The following is a 25,425-nucleotide window of genomic DNA, read 5'->3' on the forward strand; positions in this document are numbered from 1 at the left end:
TTTTTGTTGTATTTATTGGTTATGCAACACTTTCGAGTACACATCTATTTTTTATTTTTTAAGGTAACTATATGAATCATATTTATAAGGTTGTTTGGAGTAAAACCACTAATTCTCTTGTTGTGGTATCTGAATTAGCAAGCAGTCAAGGAAAAGCCGCATCTGTGGTTTCAAAGGGGTATAAGCTTTCTTCCGTTTTCAAAAAATCATTTCAATTAACCGCACTTTCGGCTTTGTTAATAAGTGTGATGCCTGCAGCTCAGGCTGCAATAGCTGTTGGCGCTTCAACGGTTACTAACTGGAATGGTGCAGTTTCAGTATCTCTTAATGGTGCAAGTGCTACGGGCGCAAGTGTACCATATAACTATCATACACCGAATAACGAGAATTATCTGGATCAGGGAAATAACTCGAATAGTTCTAATATTTATTCCGGAACTTTAAGTGCTGCACAAAGCATCGCTATTGGTATAAATGCAACTTCACAAAGCGGTTCCATCGCATTAGGCGATAATTCAAGAGCAACAGGCGGTTTATCTCTCGCTTTAGGTGCTTTTTCTCAAACAAACCAGGCAGGTGCAATCGCATTAGGCACATCGGCATTAGCCTCAGGGTTTAATTCATTTGCAACCATGCGCCAAGCGGCGGCAACGGCGGATTTTGCTATTGCAATGGGTACTGCGGCAAATGCCAATGCTACTAATAGTATTGCAATGGGATCCTCCGCTTTGGCTTTAGGTAATCAGTCTATTGCGATTGGTAGTGCTGCAATGGAGAAAAAAGTTGGTAGCGCTGGCGGCGAAAGTTATAGAACCGATTATGTTGGTACAACTAACACCAAAGCTCAGGGTGACAGAACTATTGCTTTCGGGGTCAACACTTCTACTACCTCAAATGATTCAATTGCAATTGGTTCTAATTCAAAAACAAACGCTGGTACGGGGGCAATTGCTATCGGTTGGTGTTCATCCACAAGTTATCAAGATTCTGTTGCAATCGGTTCAAATGCAACGGCAAATGGCGGTTACAGTTTAGCTTTAGGTTATAATGCAACTTCAACCAACCTTACTTCTATTAGTATTGGTTGGAATGCTGCCGCTTCAAATACTGGGGGTGGTCATTCACAAGGTGCTGTTGCTATCGGTCCTAAAACTACTGCCCTGGGTAATCAATCTGTTGTATTGGGTGCTTCAGCTTCTGCTGTAGAGCAAGCAACAGCTATTGGTAATGACTCTAAAGCTAATGGCTTTGGTTCCATTGTTATTGGTGGTGATGATACCGGTTATAGTCGCAATCCTAATTCGGATCCTTATACCCCGACAGCATTAGGTGGAGAACGTATTGGATATTTAGCTAATACGGCAACTGGCGATAATTCAAACTACCGTAGTTCTCTTTCTTCTGGAATAGGTTCCGTAGTTGTTGGTGTACATGGTCAAGCATTGAGTAACGGCTCCACCGCAATCGGTGTATATTCAACTGCCGGTGATAATGGAATCACTTTCACTAATGATACAACTAGTACCACTGCAATTGAAGCGACTGCAATCGGTGCGCTATCTCGTGCAAAAAGCATCAGATCTTCAGCTATTGGTTATAGTGCCGAAGCATTAGGTAACTATTCAACTGTTGTAGGTGCTAATTCCACTGCTAATGGTACGAGTTCACTCGCTTTGGGTCATAATTCCACCGCATATTCCACTTATTCTTTAGCTGCCGGCTATAACGCTTCAGCCAATCTTAGCAATTCAACTGCAATTGGTTCTTCATCTAATGCTAGCGGTTTAAACGCCATTGCTTTAGGTACAGGGGCGCAAGCTTTAAATACAAACACTATTTCTATTGGTACCGGCAATATCGTTTCAGGTGAAAATTCGGGAGCGATTGGTGACCCTAATAATATCACGGGATCAAATTCTTATGCGCTCGGTAATAATAACGTAATTTATGCAAATAATAGTTTTGCTGTAGGTAATTCAATTTATATTTCTGATACGGCACAAAATACCTTAGCCTTTGGTACAAACATTTCCGTACCAACCTCTACTAAGACAAATAATACTTTAATCGGTACATCGGCAAAAATTCAAGGTGGTGAAAGCAGTATTGCTTTCGGTACAAATGCTACGGTAAGTAATAGTGTGCAAAGCAGTGCTATTGCTATTGGTAACCAAAGTAAGGTAGAGGCCGCAGTTGGCGGTATCGCTATTGGTAACGGTTCCACTATTAGTTCTTCTGCAAATAATGGCTCTATTGCACTTGGTCAAAAAACAAATGTAACCGGTGTTAGTTCGATTGCTTTAGGTAACAATGCTAGTGTGACGGGTACTCAGCAAGGGTCTGTTGCTATCGGTAATAATACAAATGTGACAAATACAGGGCAAGGCACGGTAGCGGTAGGTTCAGATACTAATGTAACGGTTGGTAATGCGGTTGCAATCGGTGATCATGTCAATGTGAAAGGGCAACGCTCCATCGCTATCGGTTCGTCAAGTAATGTTGCGGAAGGTGTGGTTAATGCGACAACTATCGGTACCGGAAGTAACGTAACACAAAATGATGGTACGGCCGTAGGTTATAACGCAATAGTATCTAACTACAATGGTCTTGCATTAGGCGCTAATGCAACATCTACTGCTCAAAGAGCGGTAGCATTAGGGGCTGATAGTGTTGCCGGCAGAGAAGGTTGGGATCAGGCTGCATATGATCCTTATATTCCGGCAAATGCTAATACTTCCCAAAGTGCGGCGATTACAGCAACAAAAGCAACTAATAATTATGGTGCGGTAAGTGTGGGTTCAGACACAGTTAAGCGCCAAATCATTAATGTAGCGGCAGGTTCTGCTGATTCCGATGCGGTAAACGTTGCGCAATTAAAAGCGGCAATTGGTTCTGTAAATACTTCTTGGAATATTCAAGAAAACGGTACGCAAAAAGACATTGTTAATGCTGGTGATAACGTAAGTTTTGCTAATGGTACAGGTACCACCGCAAATGTAAGCGTAGATTCAACCGGTAAAACTTCAACTGTCAAATATTCTGTTAATAAGTCTGGCTTAAGTGTTGCTACGGACGGTACTGTTACAGCAGCAGCAAACGGTGATAATTTTGCAACAGCAGAACAGGTTGCCAAAGCGATCAATGATTCTGAAAAAACGACAACAGTGGAGAAAGGTTCGGATAAAGTGTCTGTAACAGGTACTACAACGGGAACTAAAACCAATTATGTTGTTGATTTAAGTAATGCAGCTAAATCGTCACTCGATAAAGCGGACAGCGCGCTTCAAAGCTGGACAGCGCAAGTAAACGGTGCTAATGCGAAAGTGGTTAACCAAACCAATAATACGGTTAACTTTGTAAACGGTACCAATACAATTGTCAAAGCGGATGCAAACGGCAATATCAGTGTCTCTACGACGGATAATGTGACCTTTAATACGGTGAACGCAAGTAGCTTTAATGCAGGTAATATCAGTATCGGTACAAACGGTATCAATGCGGGTAATACAACCATTACTAATGTTGCAAATGGTACAAATGCAAGTGATGCAGTGAATGTAAGTCAGTTAAACGCCACCAATGCGAACGTGACTAACAACACGCAAAACATTACTAACAACACAGCGGCGATAGCCAATAATACGGCAAATATTAGCAATAATACCAATGCGATAGCCAACAATACGCAAAATATCATGAAAAATGCGGCGGATATTCAAAGCACTAAGGACGGCTTAAATGCCACCAATGCCACGGTAGCGGGTAATACGGCAAATATCACCAATAATACGAATGCGATTGCCAACAACACGGCGGCGATCAACAAAGGTATTAACTTCGGTAACGGCACGACAGCCAATAATTTTGCTTTAGGCAGCACCATCAATGTGACTTCCGACAGTAATATCGAAGTAAGCACTGTTGCGGACGGCGTGAAACTAGCCTTAGCGAGCAGTATTGCGGTGGATAATTTAACGGCAAATAACAGTGTTAAAGTCGGTAATGTGGCATTGACTCAAGCGGGTATCAATGCGGGTAACCATGCCATTACTAATGTGACGAATGGTACTAATGCGACGGATGCGGTGAACTTAAGTCAATTAAACGCCAGTAAATCGTCGGTAGAAGCGGGTGATAACGTAGCGGTGACATCAACCAGTGACGCGAACGGCACGGTGTACACAGTGAACGCGAATACCTCGACGGTAAGCAATGGTTCGGATAAAGTGACCGTTACCTCAAGCAGTACGGGTAACCATACAACCAACTACGCGGTGGATTTAAGCGAGGCAGCGAAAAGTTCACTGAATAAGGCGGATAGCGCCTTACAAAGCTGGACGGCGCAAGTAAACGGCGTAGACGCGAAAGTAGTTAACCAAACCAACAATACGGTCAATTTTGTCAACGGTACCAACACAATTGTCAAGGCGGACGCGAACGGCAATATCAGTGTCTCTACGGCAGATAATGTCACCTTTAATACAGTGAATGCCAGCACCTTCAATGCCGGTAATGTCAGTATCAGCAATAACGGTATTAATGCGGGTAATACAACCATTACTAATGTTGCAAATGGTACAAATGCAAGTGATGCGGTGAATTTAAGTCAGTTAAATGCCACTAATGCGAATGTGACGAATAACACGAAAAACATCACAAATGTAACGAACTTGGTCAATCAAGGTTTCAATATTGGTGCGGATAACGGTGCGGACGACAACGTTAAATTAGGCGAAAAAGTTGACTTTAACGGCGACGGCAATATTGTGACAACTGTAACGAATAACGCGATTGCGTTTGCGTTAAGTAACACGTTGAACTTAACGGACGCGGGTTCGGTGACTATGGGTGATACGGTAGTGAACAGTACAGGTATGCTCATCAATAATGGTTCAACCGACAATCAAACCGTAAGCTTAACGAAAGACGGCTTAAATAATGGCGGTAACACCATTACCGGCGTAGCGAACGGTAGCAATGCGACGGATGCGGTGAACTTAAGTCAGTTAAACGCCGGCAAATCGTCGGTAGAAGCGGGTGATAACGTAGCGGTGACATCAACCAGTGACGCGAACGGCACGGTTTACACAGTGAACGCGAATACCTCGACGGTAAGCAATGGTTCGGATAAAGTAACCGTTACCTCAAGCAGTACAGGTAACCATACAACCAACTACGCGCTGGACTTAAGTGAAGCGGCGAAAGCATCGTTAGACAAAGCGGACAGTGCGTTACAAAGCTTAACTACTAGTGCGGATGGAACGAAGGCGCAAACCTTAGATAAAGATAATAGCAATGCGAACTTTATCTCGGGTAGCAACATCCGGTTAACGCCATCTGCGGACGGCATTACGATTGCAACAGCGGAAAACGTGACCTTCACGAATGTGAATACTACGAACTTCAAAGCGGGCGATGTGACCATCAATAGCACAGGTATTGATGCGGGTAACCACACCATTACCAATGTAGCCAAAGGGGTAAATGCCACCGATGCGGTCAACCTAAGTCAATTGGAAAGTTATGTGGGTGATAATTCCTATAACTGGAATCTTTCTGACGGTACTAACAGCAGTGCGGTAGCGGATAACAGCACCGTAGCGATTACAGGTTCGGCGAATGGGGACGGTGCAAATACCTCTGGTATTGTGACTGAACTTAACGGTACCAATGTGTCAGTGGATTTAAGCGATAAAGCGAAAGAGTCATTAGACAAAGCGGACAGCGCCTTACAAAGCTGGACGGCGCAAGTAAACGGCACAGATGCGAAAGTGGTTAACCAAACCAACAACACAGTAAACTTTGTTGACGGTAGCAATATCAACATTACTAACGATAACGGCACCATTAAAGTGGCGACGGCGGATAATGTAACGTTCAACACGGTAAACGCTAGTACCTTCAATGCCGGTAACGTCAGTATCAGCAATAGCGGTATTAATGCGGGTAATCATACAATCACTAACGTATCGAATGGTACGAAAGACAGTGACGCGGTGAATTTAAGTCAGTTAAACGCTACCAATGCGAACGTGACGAATAACACCAATAATATTGCGAATAATACACAAAATATTACCAGCAATACTAATGCGATCAATAAAGGTATTAACTTTGGTAACGGTACGACAGCCAATAATTTTGCTTTAGGCAGCACCATTAATGTGACTTCCGACAGTAATATCGTGGTGAATACCACAAATGCCGGTGTACAACTTGGTTTGGCGGACAATATTGCGGTAGACAATGTAACGGTAAACAACACCTTCAAAGCCGGTGATGTAACCATCAATAATAACGGCATTGATGCGGGTAACCACGCCATTACTAATGTGACGAATGGTACTAATGCGACGGATGCGGTGAATGTAAGCCAATTAAACGCTAGCAAATCGTCGGTAGAAGCGGGTGATAACGTAGCGGTGACATCAACCAGTGACGCGAACGGCACGGTTTACACAGTGAACGCGAATACCTCGACGGTAAGCAATGGTTCGGATAAAGTAACCGTTACCTCAAGCAGTACAGGTAACCATACAACCAACTACGCGCTGGACTTAAGCGATGCGGCGAAAGCATCGTTAGACAAAGCGGACAGTGCATTACAAAGCTTAACCACCAGTGCGGATGGAGCGAAGGCGCAAACCTTAGATAAAGATAATAGCAATGCGAACTTTATCTCGGGTAGCAACATCCGGTTAACGCCATCTGCGGACGGCATTACGATTGCAACAGCGGAAAACGTGACCTTCACGAATGTGAATACCACGAATTTCAAAGCGGGCGATGTGACCATCAATAGCACGGGTATTGATGCGGGTAACCACACCATTACCAATGTGGCAGCGGGTACTAATAAAACCGACGCGGTGAACTTAGGTCAATTAGAGCAATTTATTGGAGATAACTCTTACAACTGGAACTTATCGGATGGTACGAACAGCAGTGCGGTAGCGGATAACAGCACGGTAGCGATTGAAGGTTCAGCGAACGGAGATAGCGCGAATACAAGCGGTATCGTAACAATGTTAGACGGTACCAATGTGTCAGTGGATTTAAGCGATAAAGCGAAAGTGTCGTTAGATAAAGCGGACAGCGCCTTACAAAGCTGGACGGCGCAAGTAAACGGCGCAGACGCGAAAGTAGTTAACCAAACCAACAATACGGTCAATTTTGTCAACGGTACCAACACCATTGTAAAAGCGGATGCAAACGGCAATATCAGTGTCTCTACGGCAGATAATGTCACCTTTAATACAGTGAATGCCAGCACCTTCAATGCCGGTAATGTCAGTATCAGCAATAACGGTATTAATGCGGGTAATACAACCATTACTAATGTTGCAAATGGTACAAATGCAAGTGACGCGGTGAATTTAAGTCAGTTAAACGCCACCAATGCGAACGTGACTAACAACACCAATAACATTGCCAATAACACGCAAAACATTACCAATAACGCGAATAATATTGCCAACAATACGGCGAACATTACCAATAATACCAATGCGATCAACAAAGGTATCAACTTCGGTAACGGTACTGATGCAAATAAATTTAACCTGGGGGATACCATTAATGTCACCTCAGATAGCAATATTGTGGTAAGTACTGTTGCGGACGGCGTGAAACTAGCCTTAGCGAGCAGTATTGCGGTGAATAATATAACGGTAAACGACACCTTTAAAGCGGGCGATGTGACTATCAATAGCACGGGTATTGATGCGGGTAATCATACCATTACCAACGTAGCTGCGGGTACGAATGCCACCGATGCGGTAAACCTGGCTCAGTTAGAAAGCTATGTGGGTGATAATTCTTATAACTGGAATCTTTCTGACGGTACCAACAATAATGCGGTAGCGGATAGCAGCACCGTAGCGATTACAGGTTCGGCGAATGGGGACGGTGCAAATACCTCTGGTATTGTGACTGAACTTAACGGTACCAATGTATCTGTGGATTTAAGCAATAAAACCAAAGCCGATATTCAACAGGGCGTTGATGCCAATACTACGGTGAATACTAAAGGTATTACCTTTGCGGCGGACAGCGGTACGGCAACAGAGCGCAAACTGGGTGAAACCCTGGCTATTAACGGTGACGGGGATTTAATCAATACCACCGTGTCGGCAGGCAAAGTAGAAGTCGCGGCATCCGATAAATTGAAAGACGCGGTGAACAATGCCACAACGGCACTTCAAAGCTGGACGGCACAAGTAAACGGCGCAGCGGCGAAAGTGGTTAACCAAACCAACAATACGGTCAATTTTGTCAACGGTACTAACACCATTGTAAAAGCGGACGCAAACGGCAATATCAGTGTCTCTACGGCAGATAATGTCACCTTTAATACAGTGAATGCCAGCACCTTCAATGCCGGTGGCGTCAGTATCAGCAATAGCGGTATCAATGCGGGTAATACAACAATTACCAATGTGGCCAACGGTACCCAAGACAGTGACGCGGTGAATTTAAGTCAGTTAAACGCCACTAATGCGAACGTGACTAACAACACCAATAATATTGCCAATAATACGCAAAACATCACCAGTAACGCGAATAATATTGCCAACAATACGGCGAACATTACCAATAATACCAATGCAATCAACAAAGGTATCAACTTTGGTAACGGTTCTACAGCCAATAATTTTGCTTTAGGCAGCACGATTAATGTGACTTCCGACAGCAATATCGTAGTGAATACAACGTCGTCAGGCGTACAACTTGCTTTAGCAGACAGTATTGCGGTGGGTAATGTAACGGTGAACGACACCTTCAAAGCCGGTGATGTCACCATCAATAATAACGGCATTGATGCGGGTAACCATACCATTACTAATGTAGCGAATGGTAGTAATGCTAGCGATGCAGTTAATGTAGCACAGTTAGAAGCCAATACTACCCGTTATTATTCCGTAAACTCGACTGTTGCAGGTAACAGAAATAATGATGGAGCAACCGGAATAAATGCAATGGCAGCAGGTGCTAATGCAGTGGCTTCCGGTGATAATGCGACGGCAATCGGTCAAGGTACGAAGGCAAACAGTGCGGCGGCGATTGCTATTGGTAACAATGCAAATGCGACATCAAGCCGAAATGACAGTGTTATCGCTATCGGTAATAACGCTCAATCAACCGGATCTTACAGTATTGCTGTAGGTACGAATTCAGTGGCTAACCATACCTGGTCAATGGCAATGGGTATTTCAGCCAAGGCCATTGATGATTATGCAACAGCCTTAGGCTCTAGCGCGCAAGCAACTTCACAGTGGACGACAGCCCTTGGTGCGGGAGCAAATGCAACAGGATCGGCTGCAACAGCGGTAGGTTCGAATACGACGGCTACGGCGGGTGGCGCAACAGTTGTCGGATATAACTCTAGCGTGACCGGTGCGAATACAACAGCATTAGGCAATAATATTAATGTGGATACGGAAGGTTCGGTTGTATTGGGTAATGGTTCTGCTGCCGCAAGTGCTACTACAGAAACTACGGCGACAGTTAATAATCTGACATATTCCGGATTTGCCGGTGCGGATAATGTTGCTACAGGTGATTATGTAAGTGTTGGTTCGGTAGGTGAAGAGCGTCAAATCAAAAATGTGGCAGCGGGTAATGTTTCTGCAACTTCAACAGATGCCATCAACGGTAGCCAACTTTATGCTACTCAAAATGTAATTGGTAATGTAGCGAATTCCGTAGTGAATAACTTCGGTGGTAATGCAACTGTTGATCAAAACGGTAACATCACATTTACTGACATTGGCGGTACGGGTGCAAATACTATTCACGATGCAATCCAGAATGTTTCTAATGTAGCTAATATGGGTTGGAACGTACAAGCAAACGGTGACACGGCAACTAAAGTGGCTCCGGGCGATACCGTACAATTTATCAATGGTCAAAACATCGAAATTGACCGTGACGGTACAAATATTACGGTTGCAACCGCAAATAACGTAACCTTTACCAATGTTAATACCACTACATTGACTGCGGGTCCTGTGACCATTAATAGCACGGGTATTGATGCGGGTAACCACACCATTACCAATGTAGGCAAAGGCGTAAATGCCACCGATGCGGTCAACCTAAGTCAATTGGAAAGTTATGTGGGTGATAATTCCTATAACTGGAATTTGTCAGACGGAAACAACAGTAGTGCGGTAGCGGATAACAGTACCGTAGCGATTACAGGTTCGGCAAATGCTGACAGTGCCAATACCAGCGGTATTGTGACTGAACTTAACGGTACCAATGTATCTGTGGATTTAAGCAATAAAACCAAAGCCGATATTCAACAGGGCGTTGATGCCAATACTACGGTGAATACTAAAGGTATTACCTTTGCGGCGGACAGCGGTACGGCAACAGAGCGCAAACTGGGTGAAACCCTGGCTATTAACGGTGACGGGGATTTAATCAATACCACCGTGTCGGCAGGCAAAGTAGAAGTCGCGGCATCCGATAAATTGAAAGACGCGGTGAACAATGCCACAACGGCGCTTCAAAGCTGGACGGCACAAGTAAACGGCACAGATGCGAAAGTAGTTGATCAAACCAACAACACAGTAAACTTTGTTGACGGTAACAATATCAACATTACTAACAATAACGGCACCATTAAAGTGGCGACGACGGATAACGTAACGTTCAACACGGTAAACGCTAGTACCTTCAATGCCGGTGGCGTCAGTATCAGCAATAGCGGTATCAATGCGGGTAATACAACAATTACCAATGTGGCCAACGGTACCCAAGACAGTGATGCGGTGAATTTAAGTCAGTTAAACGCTACCAATGCGAACGTGACTAACAACACTAATAACATTGCCAATAATACGGCAAATATCACCAACAATACGAATGCGATTGCCAGCAACACGGCGATGATCAACAAAGGTATCAACTTCGGTAACGGTACTGATGCAAATAAATTTAACCTGGGGGATACCATTAATGTCACCTCGGATAGCAATATTGTGGTAAGCACTGTTGCGGACGGCGTGAAATTAGCCTTAGCGAGCAGTATCGCGGTGAATAATATAACGGTAAACGATACCTTCAAAGCAGGCGATGTGACCATCAATAGCACAGGTATTGATGCGGGTAACCATACCATTACCAATGTAGCCAAAGGGGTAAATGCCACCGATGCGGTCAACCTAAGTCAATTGGAAAGTTATGTGGGTGATAATTCCTATAACTGGAATCTTTCTGACGGTACCAACAATAATGCGGTAGCGGATAACAGTACGGTAACGATTACAGGTTCGGCGAATGGGGACAGTGCCAATACCAGCGGTATTGTGACTGAACTTAACGGTACCAATGTATCTGTGGATTTAAGCAATAAAACTAAAGCCGATATTCAACAGGGCGTTGATGCCAATACTACGGTGAATACTAAAGGTATTACCTTTGCGGCGGACAGCGGTACGGCAACAGAGCGCAAACTGGGTGAAACCCTGGCTATTAACGGTGACGGGGATTTAATCAATACCACCGTGTCGGCAGGCAAAGTAGAAGTCGCGGCATCCGATAAATTGAAAGGCGCGGTGAACAATGCCACAACGGCGCTGCAAAGCTGGACGGCGCAAGTAAACGGTGCAGACGCGAAAGTGGTTAACCAAACCAATAATACGGTCAATTTTGTCAACGGTACTAACACCATTGTAAAAGCGGACGCAAACGGCAATATCAGTGTCTCTACGGCAGATAATGTCACCTTTAATACAGTGAATGCCAGCACCTTTAATGCCGGTAATGTCAGTATCAGCAATAGCGGTATTAATGCGGGTAATCATACAATCACTAACGTATCGAATGGTACGAAAGACAGTGACGCGGTGAATTTAAGTCAGTTAAACGCTACCAATGCGAACGTGACTAACAACACTAATAACATTGCCAATAACACGAAAAACATCACAAATGTAACGAACTTGGTCAATCAAGGTTTCAATATTGGTGCGGATAACGGTACGGACAACAACGTTAAATTAGGCGAAAAAGTTGACTTTAACGGCGACGGCAATATTGTGACAACCGTAACGAATAACGCGATTGCGTTTGCGTTAAGTAACACGTTGAACTTAACGGACGCGGGTTCGGTAACTATGGGTGATACGGTCGTGAATGGTAGCGGTATGATCATCAATAATGGTTCAGCCGACAATCAAACCGTAAGCTTAACGAAAGACGGCTTAAATAATGGCGGTAACACCATTACTAACGTGGCAATCGGTAGCAATGCGACGGATGCGGTGAACTTAAGTCAATTAAACGCCAGTAAATCGTCGGTAGAAGCGGGTGATAACGTAGCGGTGACATCAACCAGTGACGCGAACGGCACGGTTTACACCGTGAATGCGAATAGCTCAACGGTAAGCAATGGTTCGGATAAAATTACCGTTACTCAAACGGATGCGGGAAACCATACCAGCAACTACGCGGTGGATTTAAGCGAGGCAGCGAAAAGTTCACTGAATAAAGCGGACAGCGCATTACAAAGCTGGACGGCGCAAGTAAACGGCACAGATGCGAAAGTGGTTAACCAAACCAACAATACGGTCAATTTTGTCAACGGTACCAACACAATTGTCAAGGCGGATGCAAACGGCAATATCAGTGTCTCTACGGCGGATAATGTCACCTTTAATACAGTGAATGCCAGCACCTTCAATGCCGGTGGCGTCAGTATCAGCAATAGCGGTATCAATGCGGGTAATACAACAATTACCAATGTGGCCAACGGTACCCAAGACAGTGACGCGGTGAATTTAAGTCAGTTAAACGCTACCAATGCGAACGTGACCAACAACACGCAAAACATTACTAACAACACAGCGGCGATAGCCAATAATACGGCAAATATTAGCAATAATACCAATGCGATAGCCAACAATACGCAAAATATCACGAAAAATGCGGCGGATATTCAAAGCACTAAGGACGGCTTAAATGCCACCAATGCCACGGTAGCGGGTAATACGGCAAATATCACCAACAATACGAATGCGATTGCCAACAACACGGCGACGATCAACAAAGGTATTAACTTCGGTAACGGCACGACAGCCAATAATTTTGCTTTAGGCAGCACGATTAATGTGACTTCCGACAGTAATATCGAAGTAAGCACTGTTGCGGACGGTGTGAAACTAGCCTTAGCGAGCAGTATTGCGGTGGATAATTTAACGGCAAATAACAGTGTTAAAGTCGGTAATGTGGCATTGACTCAAGCGGGTATCAATGCGGGTAACCATGCCATTACTAATGTGACGAATGGTACTAATGCGACCGATGCAGTGAACGTACAGCAGTTAACTAATGCGGTTAATAATGCATCAAGTGGTTCAGCGTGGAAGATCACGGAGAATAACGATGCGACAAATGCGAAAACAGTAGGGAACAGCACAGTAAGTTTCAACAACGGTAGCAATACCATTGCGGTAGTAAACGGCACGAATGTCACTTACAATTTAGCGGATAACATTACATTAACCAATGCTGGCTCGGTCACCATCGGTAACACAATGGTAAATAATGACGGTATCAAAGTTGGTAATGAGACAACTATCAGTAACGGCTCTGCGACAATAGGTAGTGTTACGATTGCCTCCACCGGTAAAATTAGTGGTGTAGCAAAGGGCACATTAAATGCGGCATCAACTGAGGCGGTAAACGGTAGTCAGTTATATGAGACTAACCAAAACGTAAGTAATTTAACGGCACAATTGAGTCAAGTTAATCAAACGGCAAATGCGGGTTGGAAACTCGCAGTAAATGGCACAAGCACTTCTACAGTGGCACCGAATGCAACAGTCAGTTTGAATAATAGCGATAATAATGTTGTAATTACTAAAGATGCGAATAGCAGTAATGTGACTTTTGGATTGAACAGTACACTGAATATCGGTAACGGTGCGAACACAGTGAAAGTAGATGGTACTAACGGTTCTATTTCGACCGGAAATACTACGATTACCGGTGATAATGTTAAGACTACAACATTGACTACAGGTAATACTACAATCAATAACGACGGTTTAGTTACAGGCAATGTAACTGTAAAACAAGACGGTATTAACGCCGGCGGTAATAAGATTACCGGTGTAGCGGATGGTGATATTTCCGCTAACAGTACGGATGCCGTTAACGGCGGTCAGTTGTATAATGTTATTCAAAATGCAACCGCGGGTGTGAAAACCGAAGTGGAAGCAGGTAAGAATATTGTCGTGACCAACTCGACGGGAGCTAACGGTCAAACCGTTTATACCGTCGAAACGGCGAAAGAGGTTGATTTTGATAAAGTAACCGTCGGAAATGTAACCATTAATAAAGATACGAATAAAGTATCTGGTATTGCGAATGGCGATATTTCGGCAACTAGTTCCGATGCAATTAACGGCTCGCAACTTTATACCGCAAACCAAAATGTGGCTGACCATTTAGGCGGCGGTTCAAAAGTTGATGAAAACGGTAATGTTACGGCACCTACTTATACGGTAGTAACAAATCCGTCAACTAATGCGACAACGACGGCAAATAATGTTGGTGATGCGATTAACGGTTTAAATACGGCGATCAGCAAACCTCTTACATTTGCTGCGGACTCAGGTTCTAATTCCGAAATGAGATTGGGTTCAACCGTCAGCATTAAAGGCGGCGTATCCGATAGTACTAAATTGTCAGATAATAATATCGGCGTAGTATCTGACGGTAAGGGTAATTTAACCGTTAAATTAGCGAAAGATATTAGCGGATTAAATTCCGTTACTACCGGTGATACAACCATGAATTCTGAGGGTATTACTATTAATAACGGCGCGGCGGGTAGTCCTGTAAGCTTAACTAAGAACGGTCTGAATAATGGTGGTAACCGTATCACTAATGTCGCACCGGGCGAAGTAAGTCAAGACAGTACCGATGCGGTGAACGGTAGCCAATTACACGCAACAAACCAACAGGTCGTACGTAATGCACAAGCGATTAACCAAGTAGCGAACCATGTTAATAAAGTGGATCGTAACTTACGTGCGGGTATTGCGGGTGCAATGGCGGCCGGCGGTTTATACCATGCAACGCTTCCGGGTAAATCCATGGTTGCTGCCGGTGTGGGTACATACCGTGGTGAAAGTGCGATTGCGGTAGGTTATTCACGCTTGTCCGATAACGGTAAACTCGGTGTGAAATTCTCCGTAAACGGCAATACTCGTGGTGATACGGGAGCTGCTGCAAGCGTGGGTTACCAATGGTAATAAAGAATTGACCGTATAAAAGTGCGGTCGGTTCTTGCCGAATTTTATAAATGAGAATCCTTGTCGGTGTACAGCCCGGCAAGGATTTTTTTATATTTGGAATAATTTATTTATAGATAACCAAAACTTTTGTGATTTTGACCGCACTTTTGATATTTGCTAATTGCTTGTTTAGCATAGAGTTTTTATAGTAGAGATATTTTAAGTTGTAGGAGTTACACTCATGTTTTTACCTAATTATTTCCAAAATCCGCAAATTCTTCATGTTAACGCCACGCCTCATCACGCTTATTTTATTCCTCATGATTCGGTGGAAAGTGCGGTCAAAAATCCGCGAGAATCTTCCGCTTTTTTTACCTTGCTGAACGGTGAATGGAATTTTCAGTATTTTGCAAGTTATCATGATTTAACGGAGGCGTTTTTAACCCGGCATTTGCCCGATAAAATTCCGGTGCCGGCAAATTGGCAAAATCACGGCTATGATCATCATCAATATACCAATGTGAATTACCCGATTCCTTTTGATCCGCCTTATGTGCCGCAGGATAATCCTTGCGGGCTTTATCAGCGCAAATTTTGTATTAATTTGAATAAGGCTAAACGCTATTTATTGAATTTTGAAGGTGTGGATAGTTGCTTATTTGTCTATATTAATCAACAGTTTGTCGGTTACAGTCAAATCAGCCACTGCACCTCGGAATTTGATGTCACGGATTTTTTACGCCAAGGTGAAAACGAAATTCATGTGCTTGTATTGAAATGGTGCGATGGTTCTTATTTGGAAGATCAGGATAAATTCCGTATGTCGGGTATTTTCCGCGATGTGTATTTATTAGAACGTGAAAGCCATTATTTGCAGGATTTCTTTATTCGTACCGAATTGGCGGAAGATCTGAAAAGTGCGGTATTAAAAGTGGAACCTTTTTTCATGCAGGCTGGGGAACCCGCAGCGTTGCGGGAAATGGCATGGCAGTTGAGTGATCCGCAGGGCAATATTCTGCTAAGTGCGGTGACGGAGCGCGGTTTTGAGTATGTCGTAAACGAACTGCAGCTTTGGAATGCCGAGCAACCGAAACTTTATACCTTACTGTTTCGGTACGGCTCGGAAGTTATTTGCCAGAAAATCGGTTTCCGGAAAATCGAGGTAAAAGAAGGCGTGTTGCATTTCAATCATCAGCCGATTAAGTTTAAAGGCGTGAATCGCCATGACAGCGACCCCAAAACCGGTTATGTCATTAGCCGGGAACAGGCGTTGACGGATTTACGTTTAATCAAAACCCATAATTTTAATGCAATCCGTACCGCACATTATCCTAACGCGCCTTGGTTTGCGGAATTATGCGATGAATTAGGTTTTTATTTGATTGCGGAAAGCGATATAGAAAGCCACGGCAGCAATGCGGTTTATGTAGAAATGCCGGAAACGAGTATTTTGCTGAATGTAAAAACTGATCCGAAAACGGATGAAATTCAGCAAAAAACTGTGGACGAATATTGCTATTTCGCGCGCGATCCTAATTTTAAACAAGCGATTCTAGATCGTACTTACGCCAATGTTCAGCGTGATAAAAACCGCGCCAGCGTAGTGATTTGGTCATTGGGTAACGAAAGCGGTTTCGGTGAGAATTTCGAAGCGGCGGCAAAATGGATTAAGGGGTTTGATCCGAGCCGTTTGGTACATTATGAAAATTCTATTTATCAGCATTCCGAGCATACAAACGATTTAACTCACATTGATTTATACAGCGAAATGTACGCAAGCACGGAATCCATGCAGGCGCATTTTGCCGATCCGAATAATCGCAAACCTTATTTGCTGTGCGAATATAGCCATGCTATGGGTAATTCCTGCGGCGATGCGGAAGATTATTGGCAAATCTTTAATCAATATCCGCAGGCTTGCGGCGGTTTTGTGTGGGAATGGTGCAATCATTCGCCTTATTTAGCCGATGGAAAAATGGGGTACGGCGGTGATTTCGGCGATGTGCCCAATGACGGCAATTTCTGTGCCGACGGTTTGGTCACTGCGGATCGGCAGGTGCAAAGCAGTTTGCTGGAAATGAAGAACGTTAATCGTCCGTTGCGGGCAAATTTAACGGCGCAAGGAGTGGAATTAACCAACTATCTGGACTTTACCGATACGGAAGATTTTATCGCCGTGCATTATCAATTCAGCGAAAACGGCATTGTTGTCGGCGAAGGTTATATTGATGACGTGAAAATTTCGCCAAAACAGACCGCACTTTTGCCGTTGGATTTGCCTGAAGATAACGGTAATTTATGGTTGCTGGATTTAACTTATTATCAAAAAAAGGAAACGCCGCTTGTGGCAAAAAATCACCAGCTCGGATTTGATCAAATTGCGCTGTTCGGGCAACGGATCGTGCCGGTGGCAAGAATCGGCCGGGTAAAAAGTGCGGTCAAAATCTGGCAAGATTCTGCGGTGATCAAGGTTCAAACGGAAAAAGCGCAATTTGTGATGGATAAACGCAAGGGTATCGTGCAACAGATTATGACGGAACAGGGCGGATTATTGCGTGAGCCGCTGGATTTCAATATTTGGCGGGCGTTAGCGGACAATGATAATCTGATCAAACGGCAATGGCAGGCGGCGGGTTATGATCGCGCAATAACACGGGCTTACGAGATTCAGGCGGAGGATTTTTCCTACAAGGCGGTGGTTAAAGCGAAATGCGGGCTGGTTGCGTTGTCGAAAGCGCGGATTTTGACCCTTGATGTGGTATACCATATTTATGCCAACGGCGAACTGAAAATTGAAATCGATGCGGAAAAAGCGCCACAGTTGCCGTTTTTGCCTCGTTTTGGCTTGCGTTTTGTGTTGGATAAGGCTTTCCAACAGGGTGAATATTTTGGTTATGGCGAAACGGAAAGTTATGCGGATAAACATCATGGAGCAAAATTGGGATTGTATCGTACCACGGCGCAACAAAATCATCGGGATTATCTCAAACCGCAGGAAAACGGCAGCCATTGGGGTTGTTCTTTCGTCAAACTGCGGTCGGAAAACGAGGAAATTTGTGTAACTTCCGACAAGCCGTTTAGTTTTAATCTTTCGCCTTATAAGCAAGAGAGCCTGCAAAAGGCGAAACATAATTATGATTTGGAAGACTCAAACTCAACGGTGCTTTGCATTGATTACAAAATGAGCGGAATAGGCTCGAATTCCTGCGGACCGGTTTTGAAAGCAATATACCGTTTGAAAGAAAACAAATGGCATTGCGGCTTCAGATTGCAGATTTTATAAAAATTGTAATCGCACTCAGCAAAGTGCGGTACAAATTTGACGAATTTTGTAATAAATAAGGGCACCTGTTAGGTGCCCTTATGATCTCGACGAATGCGATTACAAATCATCAATCAATAAATAGATTTTTGCAACCGGGCCGTGTACGCCTACTACTTTGATCAATTCAATATCCGCAGTGGAACTCGGACCTGAAATGATGTTAACGCAGGAGGGCATACGTTCGCTTTTTTGCGCTTTATCGTGCAACACTTTTGCCAGTTGAGCGACGCGCGGAAGCACTTGACTTTTGCGTAGCACAACAATGGATTTTTCCGGCAGTAAGCTTACGGCGCGCCCTCTTTCCGGCTGCGAATAAAGTACGATGCCGCCGGATTCCGCCAAGCCGTATTCCGCATAAACAACGCCGATATTCGCTTTTTCCGCTTTATCAATGTTTTGTTGCCCGGTTTTCGGCGACCAAATATGGCAAGGATATTTTTCCTGTAACGCCTGAGTTATGCCAAGCCGGGTTAAGCGCTCGTCGTCGTTTAGAATAACGGAATTTCCGCCGTATTTTTCGCATAATGAAAGTGCGCTCGAAACAACGTCGGATTCCGGGCAAACCTTGACGTCAACCATCATCACTTTGGCAAAATTGACAAATTCTTCGCATAGTTGCGCTTGTGATAATTCCGTTAAACGCTCGGTCGGATAGCGGTTTAGCGGTTCTTCCATCGCTTGTGGACTGAAACTGCGGGCTTTCCCCATTTTTGCCGCTAAACGATTTAAAAATTGTTCTCGATTATGTTGGAAATCCATTAGTTACTCCCTCTTTTTTTAAACCAGTCACGGAAACTTTCGCCGTCGGATTGCGGTAAATTACGGGCTTTTGTCCATTCGCCCAAAGCACCTACAGAAATCGGCGCTTTGCCGTCTTTAATGAGTTTATTCATTAGCTTAGCGCCCATATTAACGCCGACTTTCCATACCGCCGGGTGGGAGTTGGCAAAATTGAAACCCAAAATAGAAAGTTTTTCCAATGGAGGACGAAGATTCTGCGCGACCATTTTTTCGCGGTGTTTATTGATTAATTGTGCAAGCGGAATACGTACCGGGCACACGGAATTACAAGCGGTGCAAAGAGAGCAGGCATACGGTAAATCTTTAAATTCTTCGTAGCCGCCAAGTAGTGGCGAGATAACCGCACCGATCGGACCCGGATAAATTGAGCCGTAACCGTGACCGCCGATTTGGCGATAAGCCGGGCAGGTATTTAAACAGGCGCCGCAACGGATACAGCGCAATACTTCTTTGAATTCGCTGGCTAAGATGTCGGAACGTCCGTTATCCACAATAACTAAATGGAAGTCTTCAGGACCGTCGGTTTCGCCTTCAAGGCGAGGACCGGTTAACCAGGTATTGTAACCGGTTAGTTTGGCACCTACGGCACTGCGGGCAAGCATGGTGATTAAGACGTCAACTTCCTGAAAAGTAGGCGCAAGACGTTCCATACCCATTACCGCAATGTGGGTTTTCGGCAGAGTAGTGGCTAAACGCAGGTTTCCTTCGTTGGTCACTAAACATACGGAACCGGTTTCCGCAACGGCGAAGTTACAACCGCTGATACCGATGTCCGCTTCCAGGAAATCCTGACGGATTTTTTTACGTACGAACAAGGTCATGTCTTCCGGTGTTTCAGCACCTTCGTAACCTAGTTTTTCATGCAAATCTTTACGGATTTGATGACGATCTTTGTGAATGGCGGGTACTACGATATGAGAAGGTTTATCGCCTGAAATCTGTAATAAATATTCGCCTAAATCGGTCTCGATAACTTGAATATTGTCTTGTTCAAGTACCGCATTTAAACCGATTTCTTCCGTTACCATAGATTTTGATTTTACAATTTTCTTGGCATTTTTTTCACGGGCGATACGACGGATATAATTGGTGGCTTCTTCGGCGGTTTCGGCAAAAAACACATGACCGCCGTTTTTTATCACGTTTTCGCTCAGCTGGTAAAGATAAGCATCTAGATTCTGTAAAACATGATTACGGATTTGTTTGGCGAGATCACGCCATTCTTCCCAATGACCTAATTCGTCCACCATTTTTTGGCGATTTGCTCCGATGGTTTCCTGCGCTTTAACCACGGCTTTACGCATGATCTCGTTGTTAACTTCATGGTTTACACGTTCTTTAAATGCAAGGTTGCTTGTTTTTAATGACATTTTATTTCTCCTCTTGCATTAATACTTCGGCAATGTGCATAACTTTCACTTTTTTGCCTTCGCGTTCCAGGCGCCCTGCAATGTTCATTAGGCAGCTTACGTCCGCACCGATTAAATAATCCGGATCCGCTTCGGAAATATGGGCGACTTTTTCTTTTACCATTTCGCCTGAAATTTCAGCCATTTTCACGGAGAATGTGCCGCCGAAGCCGCAGCAGGTTTGTTGATTTGCAATAGGTAACAGGGTTAAGCCTTTCACTTGCTGTAATAAAGAAACCGGTTCTTTTACAATGCCCAGTTTACGGGAAAGGCTGCAAGACGGATGATAAACCGCTTTGCCGGTTAAGGTTGCGCCAACGTTGGTGACGCCAAGCACGTTAACGATGAAATCCGTGAGATCATAAAAACGATCTGCGATTTTTTGCGCCCGTTCGGCCCATTGCGGCTCGTTAAAACGGGTAAAATATTCCGGGTAGTTTTTAATTGCGTAAACGCAAGAACCTGCCGGGGCGACAATCGGGTAATCATTGACTTCAAATGTTTCCACCAGATTTTTCATTCCGGGCAGAGCTTGTTTGGTATAACCGCTATTGAGGGCGGGTTGTCCGCAACAACCTTGTTTTTCTAAAAAGATAACCTTGCAGCCAAGTTTTTCAAGTAAAAGTACGGTGTTTTTGGCAACACCGGCTTTTACTACATCTGCTAAACAGGTTACATAAAAGTTAACGTTCATTTATCACTCCTAACGTGAAAAAATCAAAATATCCACCGCACTTTAGATTTGATTTGGAGAAAAAGTGCGGTCGATTTTTAGTAAATTTTAAATATTATAAAATAACGGGATTACAAAAAGCGCTACCAATGCGGCAATAATGCCATAAATAATCATCGGCAGTACAGTTTGTTTAATAATATTACCTTCTTGATTATTGGTGCCTAACACGGAGGATACGGCAACGATATTGTTTATACAAACCATATTACCCATTGCACCGCCCACAGATTGCAAGGCAAGAATGAGCGTTGTGGATAAGCCGGTTAATTCGGCGGTAGAAAGTTGTACGCTGCCGAAAGTTAAATTGGATACGGTATTGGAACCTGAGAAGAACGCGCCGACGGCTCCCAGATAGGAGGAGAATAACGTCCAGTGTTCACCTGTGGTTTCCGCAAATGTTTTACCGATAGTTTTCACCATTGAGCCTTCACCGCCGACTAACATTAAATTCACCATGATTAACGCACCGATCAACGCGATAAACGGATTTTTACTGCGTTTTAAGCTGTCACCGAAAATGTCTGTCGCATTACGGAATGACACTTTAAACAACGGGATGGCGATTAATACGGTAACGATAAACGGAATAAACGCCGGTACATAAAGTAGTTTATAGCTTGCGCTAACGCTGGTATCGAAGATATTTTTTAAACTAAAAATCAAACCGCGACTGATTTCAAAGTCGCCCAGCGAACCGATTCGAACGGCGAACCAAGTGGTGGCGTCATTCATCCATGCTTTAAACGGAAGCTGTTGAATACGGGTAATGATTAAAATCGCAATTAGCATACCTGTCGGTAACAATGCTTTGCTGATTTCCTTGAAAGATACCGCGTTGTTATCAAGGTTGTTTTCCACCCGGGCAAGACCGATATTACGGTTTGCCGCTAATACGGAGATTAATAAGCCGATAGCGCCGCCTACTAACGCAGGGAATTCATAGTTGAATTGTGCAATCAGGAAATAAGGGACGACGCAAGCAAACACGCTGAGGTAAATAAATAAAATATTTTTACGGATTTCCTGCCAACCTACCATAATTCTCAAACCGAGTAACGGAATAACGAAAGCGGCGAAGCAGTGGATAAGGGCGGTCATTGAACCGATTTCAAGAATTTGTTCGTCATTAAGGTTTAACGGGCCAAAACCGAACCAGGTCGGTGTACCTACCGCACCGAAAGAAACTGGTACGGAGTTCATGATTAGGGCAAAAACGGCTACTTTAATCGGGTTAAAGCCTAATCCTACTAAAATCGGCGCGGCGATAGCTGCCGGCGTACCAAAGCCACTGGCGCCTTCAATCATAAAGGCAAACGCCCAACCGATAATCATTAATTGCGCGACCGGATTAGGGTTAATATTACCCAACCATTTGCGTAATGTATTCGTAACCCCGGATACTTCGGAGAAACGATTGAATAAGATAGCGCCGAAAATAACGGTGATTGGTGTTTGTACGGCAATGATACTTGCCGTTACGTTTGCGCTAACGATAGCAATATTGGTGCCGAAAAAAGCGAGATGAATAATTAAAACGCAAACTGCGATCCAGGGTAAAGCGACATAAGAGGGCCAAGCGTTACGTTTGACCATTAAATAAATAAGTAAAATAATTGGAAGAATACTGAGGAAAAACGCCATATTGATTCCTTATCGAAAATGTTAATACGGAAGTCTGTATAATATTAAAAAAATGTTAATAAAAAAGTTAAAAATTGCTAAATTGTGACTTAGTTAACAAAATATTTACAGAAAATTTGTGGAAATTAAAAAATGAGTAAATTTAATAAGTTAAATTAATAATAAAGAGGTGTTAAATAAAAATCGGAAAACCGGCGTTAATAGAATGTAAAAAAGGTGAGCAAAGCGCTCACCTTTGATATAAATTATTTTTCACTTATTCTTCTTCATTCAACGGCTGAATCAAAATTTTTGAGCGACGCTGATAGTTATAATGATCGCGCTTTTCTTTCGGTAGATCTTCCACATTGGCAAGACGGAAACCGCGTTCTTGGAACCAATGTACGGTTCTTGTCGTGAGCACAAATAGTTTTTCAATGCCTAACTGTCTTGCCCGTTTCTGAATGGCTTCTAATAAAATATCCCCGCGGGAAGAACTTCGATAATCCGGGTGAACCGCCACGCACGCCATTTCCGCCATATTTTCTTCCGGATATTGGTTTAAGGCGGCGCAAGCGATAATCACGCCGTCCCGGTCGATAATGGTGTAATTGGCAATGTCCATTTCAAGCTGTTCACGGGAACGTTTGACCAAAATCCCCTGCTGTTCAAGCGGATGAATTAATTCGATTAATCCCGGAATATCTTGAACCGTAGCGATACGGATATCTTCCGAATTATCAACGGAAAGCTGGGTTCCCACACCGTCACGGGTGAATAATTCCTGTAATAAGGAACCGTCTTCCTCATAACTTAACAAATGAGAACGTTTGACGCCCGCTTTACAAACTTCAATCGCCGCCTGCAGGAAACGTGCTTGGGAACAATGATATTCGCCTTGCTGAATGTATTGATTGAGATATTTTGCCGCATCCTGCGGTAATAAATCGGGAATAGATATGCCTTGCGGATCGAGAATACCTTGAGTGGAACTAAAGCCGATAAGTTTTTCCGCTTTAAGTTTTATTGCAACCTGAGTCGCAATTTCTTCGAACGGTAAATTAAATGTCTCGCCTGTTACCGACGGGGCAATCGGTCCCAGCAACACAATGGCATTATTATCCAAATGATGTTTAATATTATCAATTTCGATACGCCGGATTTTCCCGCTTAACATATAATCGACGCCGTCATCCACGCCGATAGGCTGAGCAAGAATAAAATTGCTGCTCACTACATTCAGAACAGGTGAATGCGGCAAACGTACGGAAAGGCGCGCCGTAATATCGTAACTAAGCTGACCGACCGCCTGTTTGACCAATTCTAATGTTCTCGGATCGGTCACTCGAATATTTTTGTGATAAACGGAAGTGACATTATTTTGGGCTAATAAGGAATTAATTTGGACTCTTGCGCCGTAAACAATAATTAATTTAATGCCTAAACTATGCAACAGGCTGATATCATTAATGATATTAATGAAATTACTACTGGCGATAGTGTTTCCGTCAAGCATAATGACAAAGGTTTTACCGCGGTGCATATTGACATAAGGTGTTGATTGTCTAAACCATTGAACTAATTCTGTACTGCGCATATTTTATTATCCGTTTATATAATTATTCACTTATTTTGAATTTATATTCATTTTAATCAATATGCAAGGGAAATTAAAGTGTTTTTTCGATCAACCTTTACTATGGACGTTGTCATGTAACGCAACTTTTCGCTCTTAGTTTTATGGAGGGAACAGATACGCAGTGACTAAGGGGAAGAATTTCCCCCTCCGCCTTTCAGGCACCTCCCCCGACTTCGCGGGGGAGGGAATGGGCTGAATGACATTAGCGCTATTGTAATAGGCAAAATATCGCTCCCACCTTTATGGGGGGAGCTGTCACGCAGTGACTGAGGGGGGGAACAATCTTTTTATGCAACAATATTAAATTGTTCTTTCATTAGAGCTTCAAAATCCGTGCAACCGCCGATTGGTTTTTCATCAATAAAGATTTGTGGCACGGTTTCCACTTCTTTGCCGACGGATTTTGATAAATCCGCTTTGCTGATGCCCTCGGCAATAATATCAACATAACGATAATCGAAATCATCTAAGCTGTTTTTTAATTTTTCTGCTAAGTTTTTAGCACGTACACAATATGGGCAACCAGGGCGACCAAAAATAACTACGAACATGATTTTTTCCTTCTTGTTTGAAATACTTTTTGCATTTTACTTGATAAAGAACAAAACAATAAAGTGTTTTTCAGCATTATTGCGATTGGTGTA

At 43.6% G+C, this 25,425-nt stretch carries 8 protein-coding genes; 2 read left to right on the plus strand and 6 right to left on the minus strand.

The window, feature by feature from the left end; genetic code table 11:
* Positions 1-71: 71 nt before the first annotated feature.
* Positions 72-15,269 carry a YadA-like family protein gene (locus A4G13_RS01570; protein ID WP_165898015.1) on the plus strand — a complete coding sequence of 5,066 codons (15,198 nt, stop codon included), beginning with the start codon at positions 72-74 and terminating at the stop codon, positions 15,267-15,269.
* Positions 15,270-15,492: 223 nt separating this feature from the next.
* Positions 15,493-18,534 carry a glycoside hydrolase family 2 TIM barrel-domain containing protein gene (locus A4G13_RS01575; RefSeq protein WP_090654693.1) on the plus strand — a complete coding sequence of 1,014 codons (3,042 nt, stop codon included), beginning with the start codon at positions 15,493-15,495 and terminating at the stop codon, positions 18,532-18,534.
* 99 nt (positions 18,535-18,633) lie between these two features.
* Here the strand turns inward: A4G13_RS01575 and A4G13_RS01580 are convergent, their stop codons facing one another.
* From A4G13_RS01580 to A4G13_RS01605, 6 genes are all read right to left on the minus strand, one after another.
* Positions 18,634-19,335, minus strand: coding sequence for a LutC/YkgG family protein (locus A4G13_RS01580; protein WP_090654694.1), 702 nt, complete (start codon positions 19,333-19,335; stop codon positions 18,634-18,636).
* Positions 19,335-20,747 (minus strand): LutB/LldF family L-lactate oxidation iron-sulfur protein, encoded by a 1,413-nt coding sequence (locus tag A4G13_RS01585; RefSeq protein ID WP_011199930.1) that lies wholly within the window; start codon positions 20,745-20,747, stop codon positions 19,335-19,337. Before A4G13_RS01585 ends, A4G13_RS01580 begins: the two co-directional genes overlap by 1 nt.
* A gap of 1 nt (position 20,748) precedes the next feature.
* On the minus strand, positions 20,749-21,480 hold the full coding sequence (locus A4G13_RS01590; RefSeq protein WP_011199931.1) for a (Fe-S)-binding protein: 732 nt from the start codon (positions 21,478-21,480) through the stop codon (positions 20,749-20,751).
* An 87-nt stretch (positions 21,481-21,567) separates the two neighbouring features.
* Positions 21,568-23,163: a lactate permease LctP family transporter gene (locus A4G13_RS01595; RefSeq protein ID WP_011199932.1), complete on the minus strand. Its 1,596-nt coding sequence runs from the start codon at positions 23,161-23,163 to the stop codon at positions 21,568-21,570.
* A gap of 256 nt (positions 23,164-23,419) precedes the next feature.
* A complete protein-coding gene (argA, locus tag A4G13_RS01600; protein ID WP_011199933.1) occupies positions 23,420-24,739 on the minus strand; it encodes an amino-acid N-acetyltransferase in 1,320 nt (439 codons plus the stop codon).
* 329 nt (positions 24,740-25,068) lie between these two features.
* Positions 25,069-25,332 (minus strand): GrxA family glutaredoxin, encoded by a 264-nt coding sequence (locus A4G13_RS01605; protein ID WP_011199934.1) that lies wholly within the window; start codon positions 25,330-25,332, stop codon positions 25,069-25,071.
* Between the last annotated feature and the right edge of the window lie 93 nt (positions 25,333-25,425).

The sequence above is a fragment of the Basfia succiniciproducens genome (genome assembly GCF_011455875.1).
GTDB lineage: Bacteria > Pseudomonadota > Gammaproteobacteria > Enterobacterales > Pasteurellaceae > Basfia > Basfia succiniciproducens.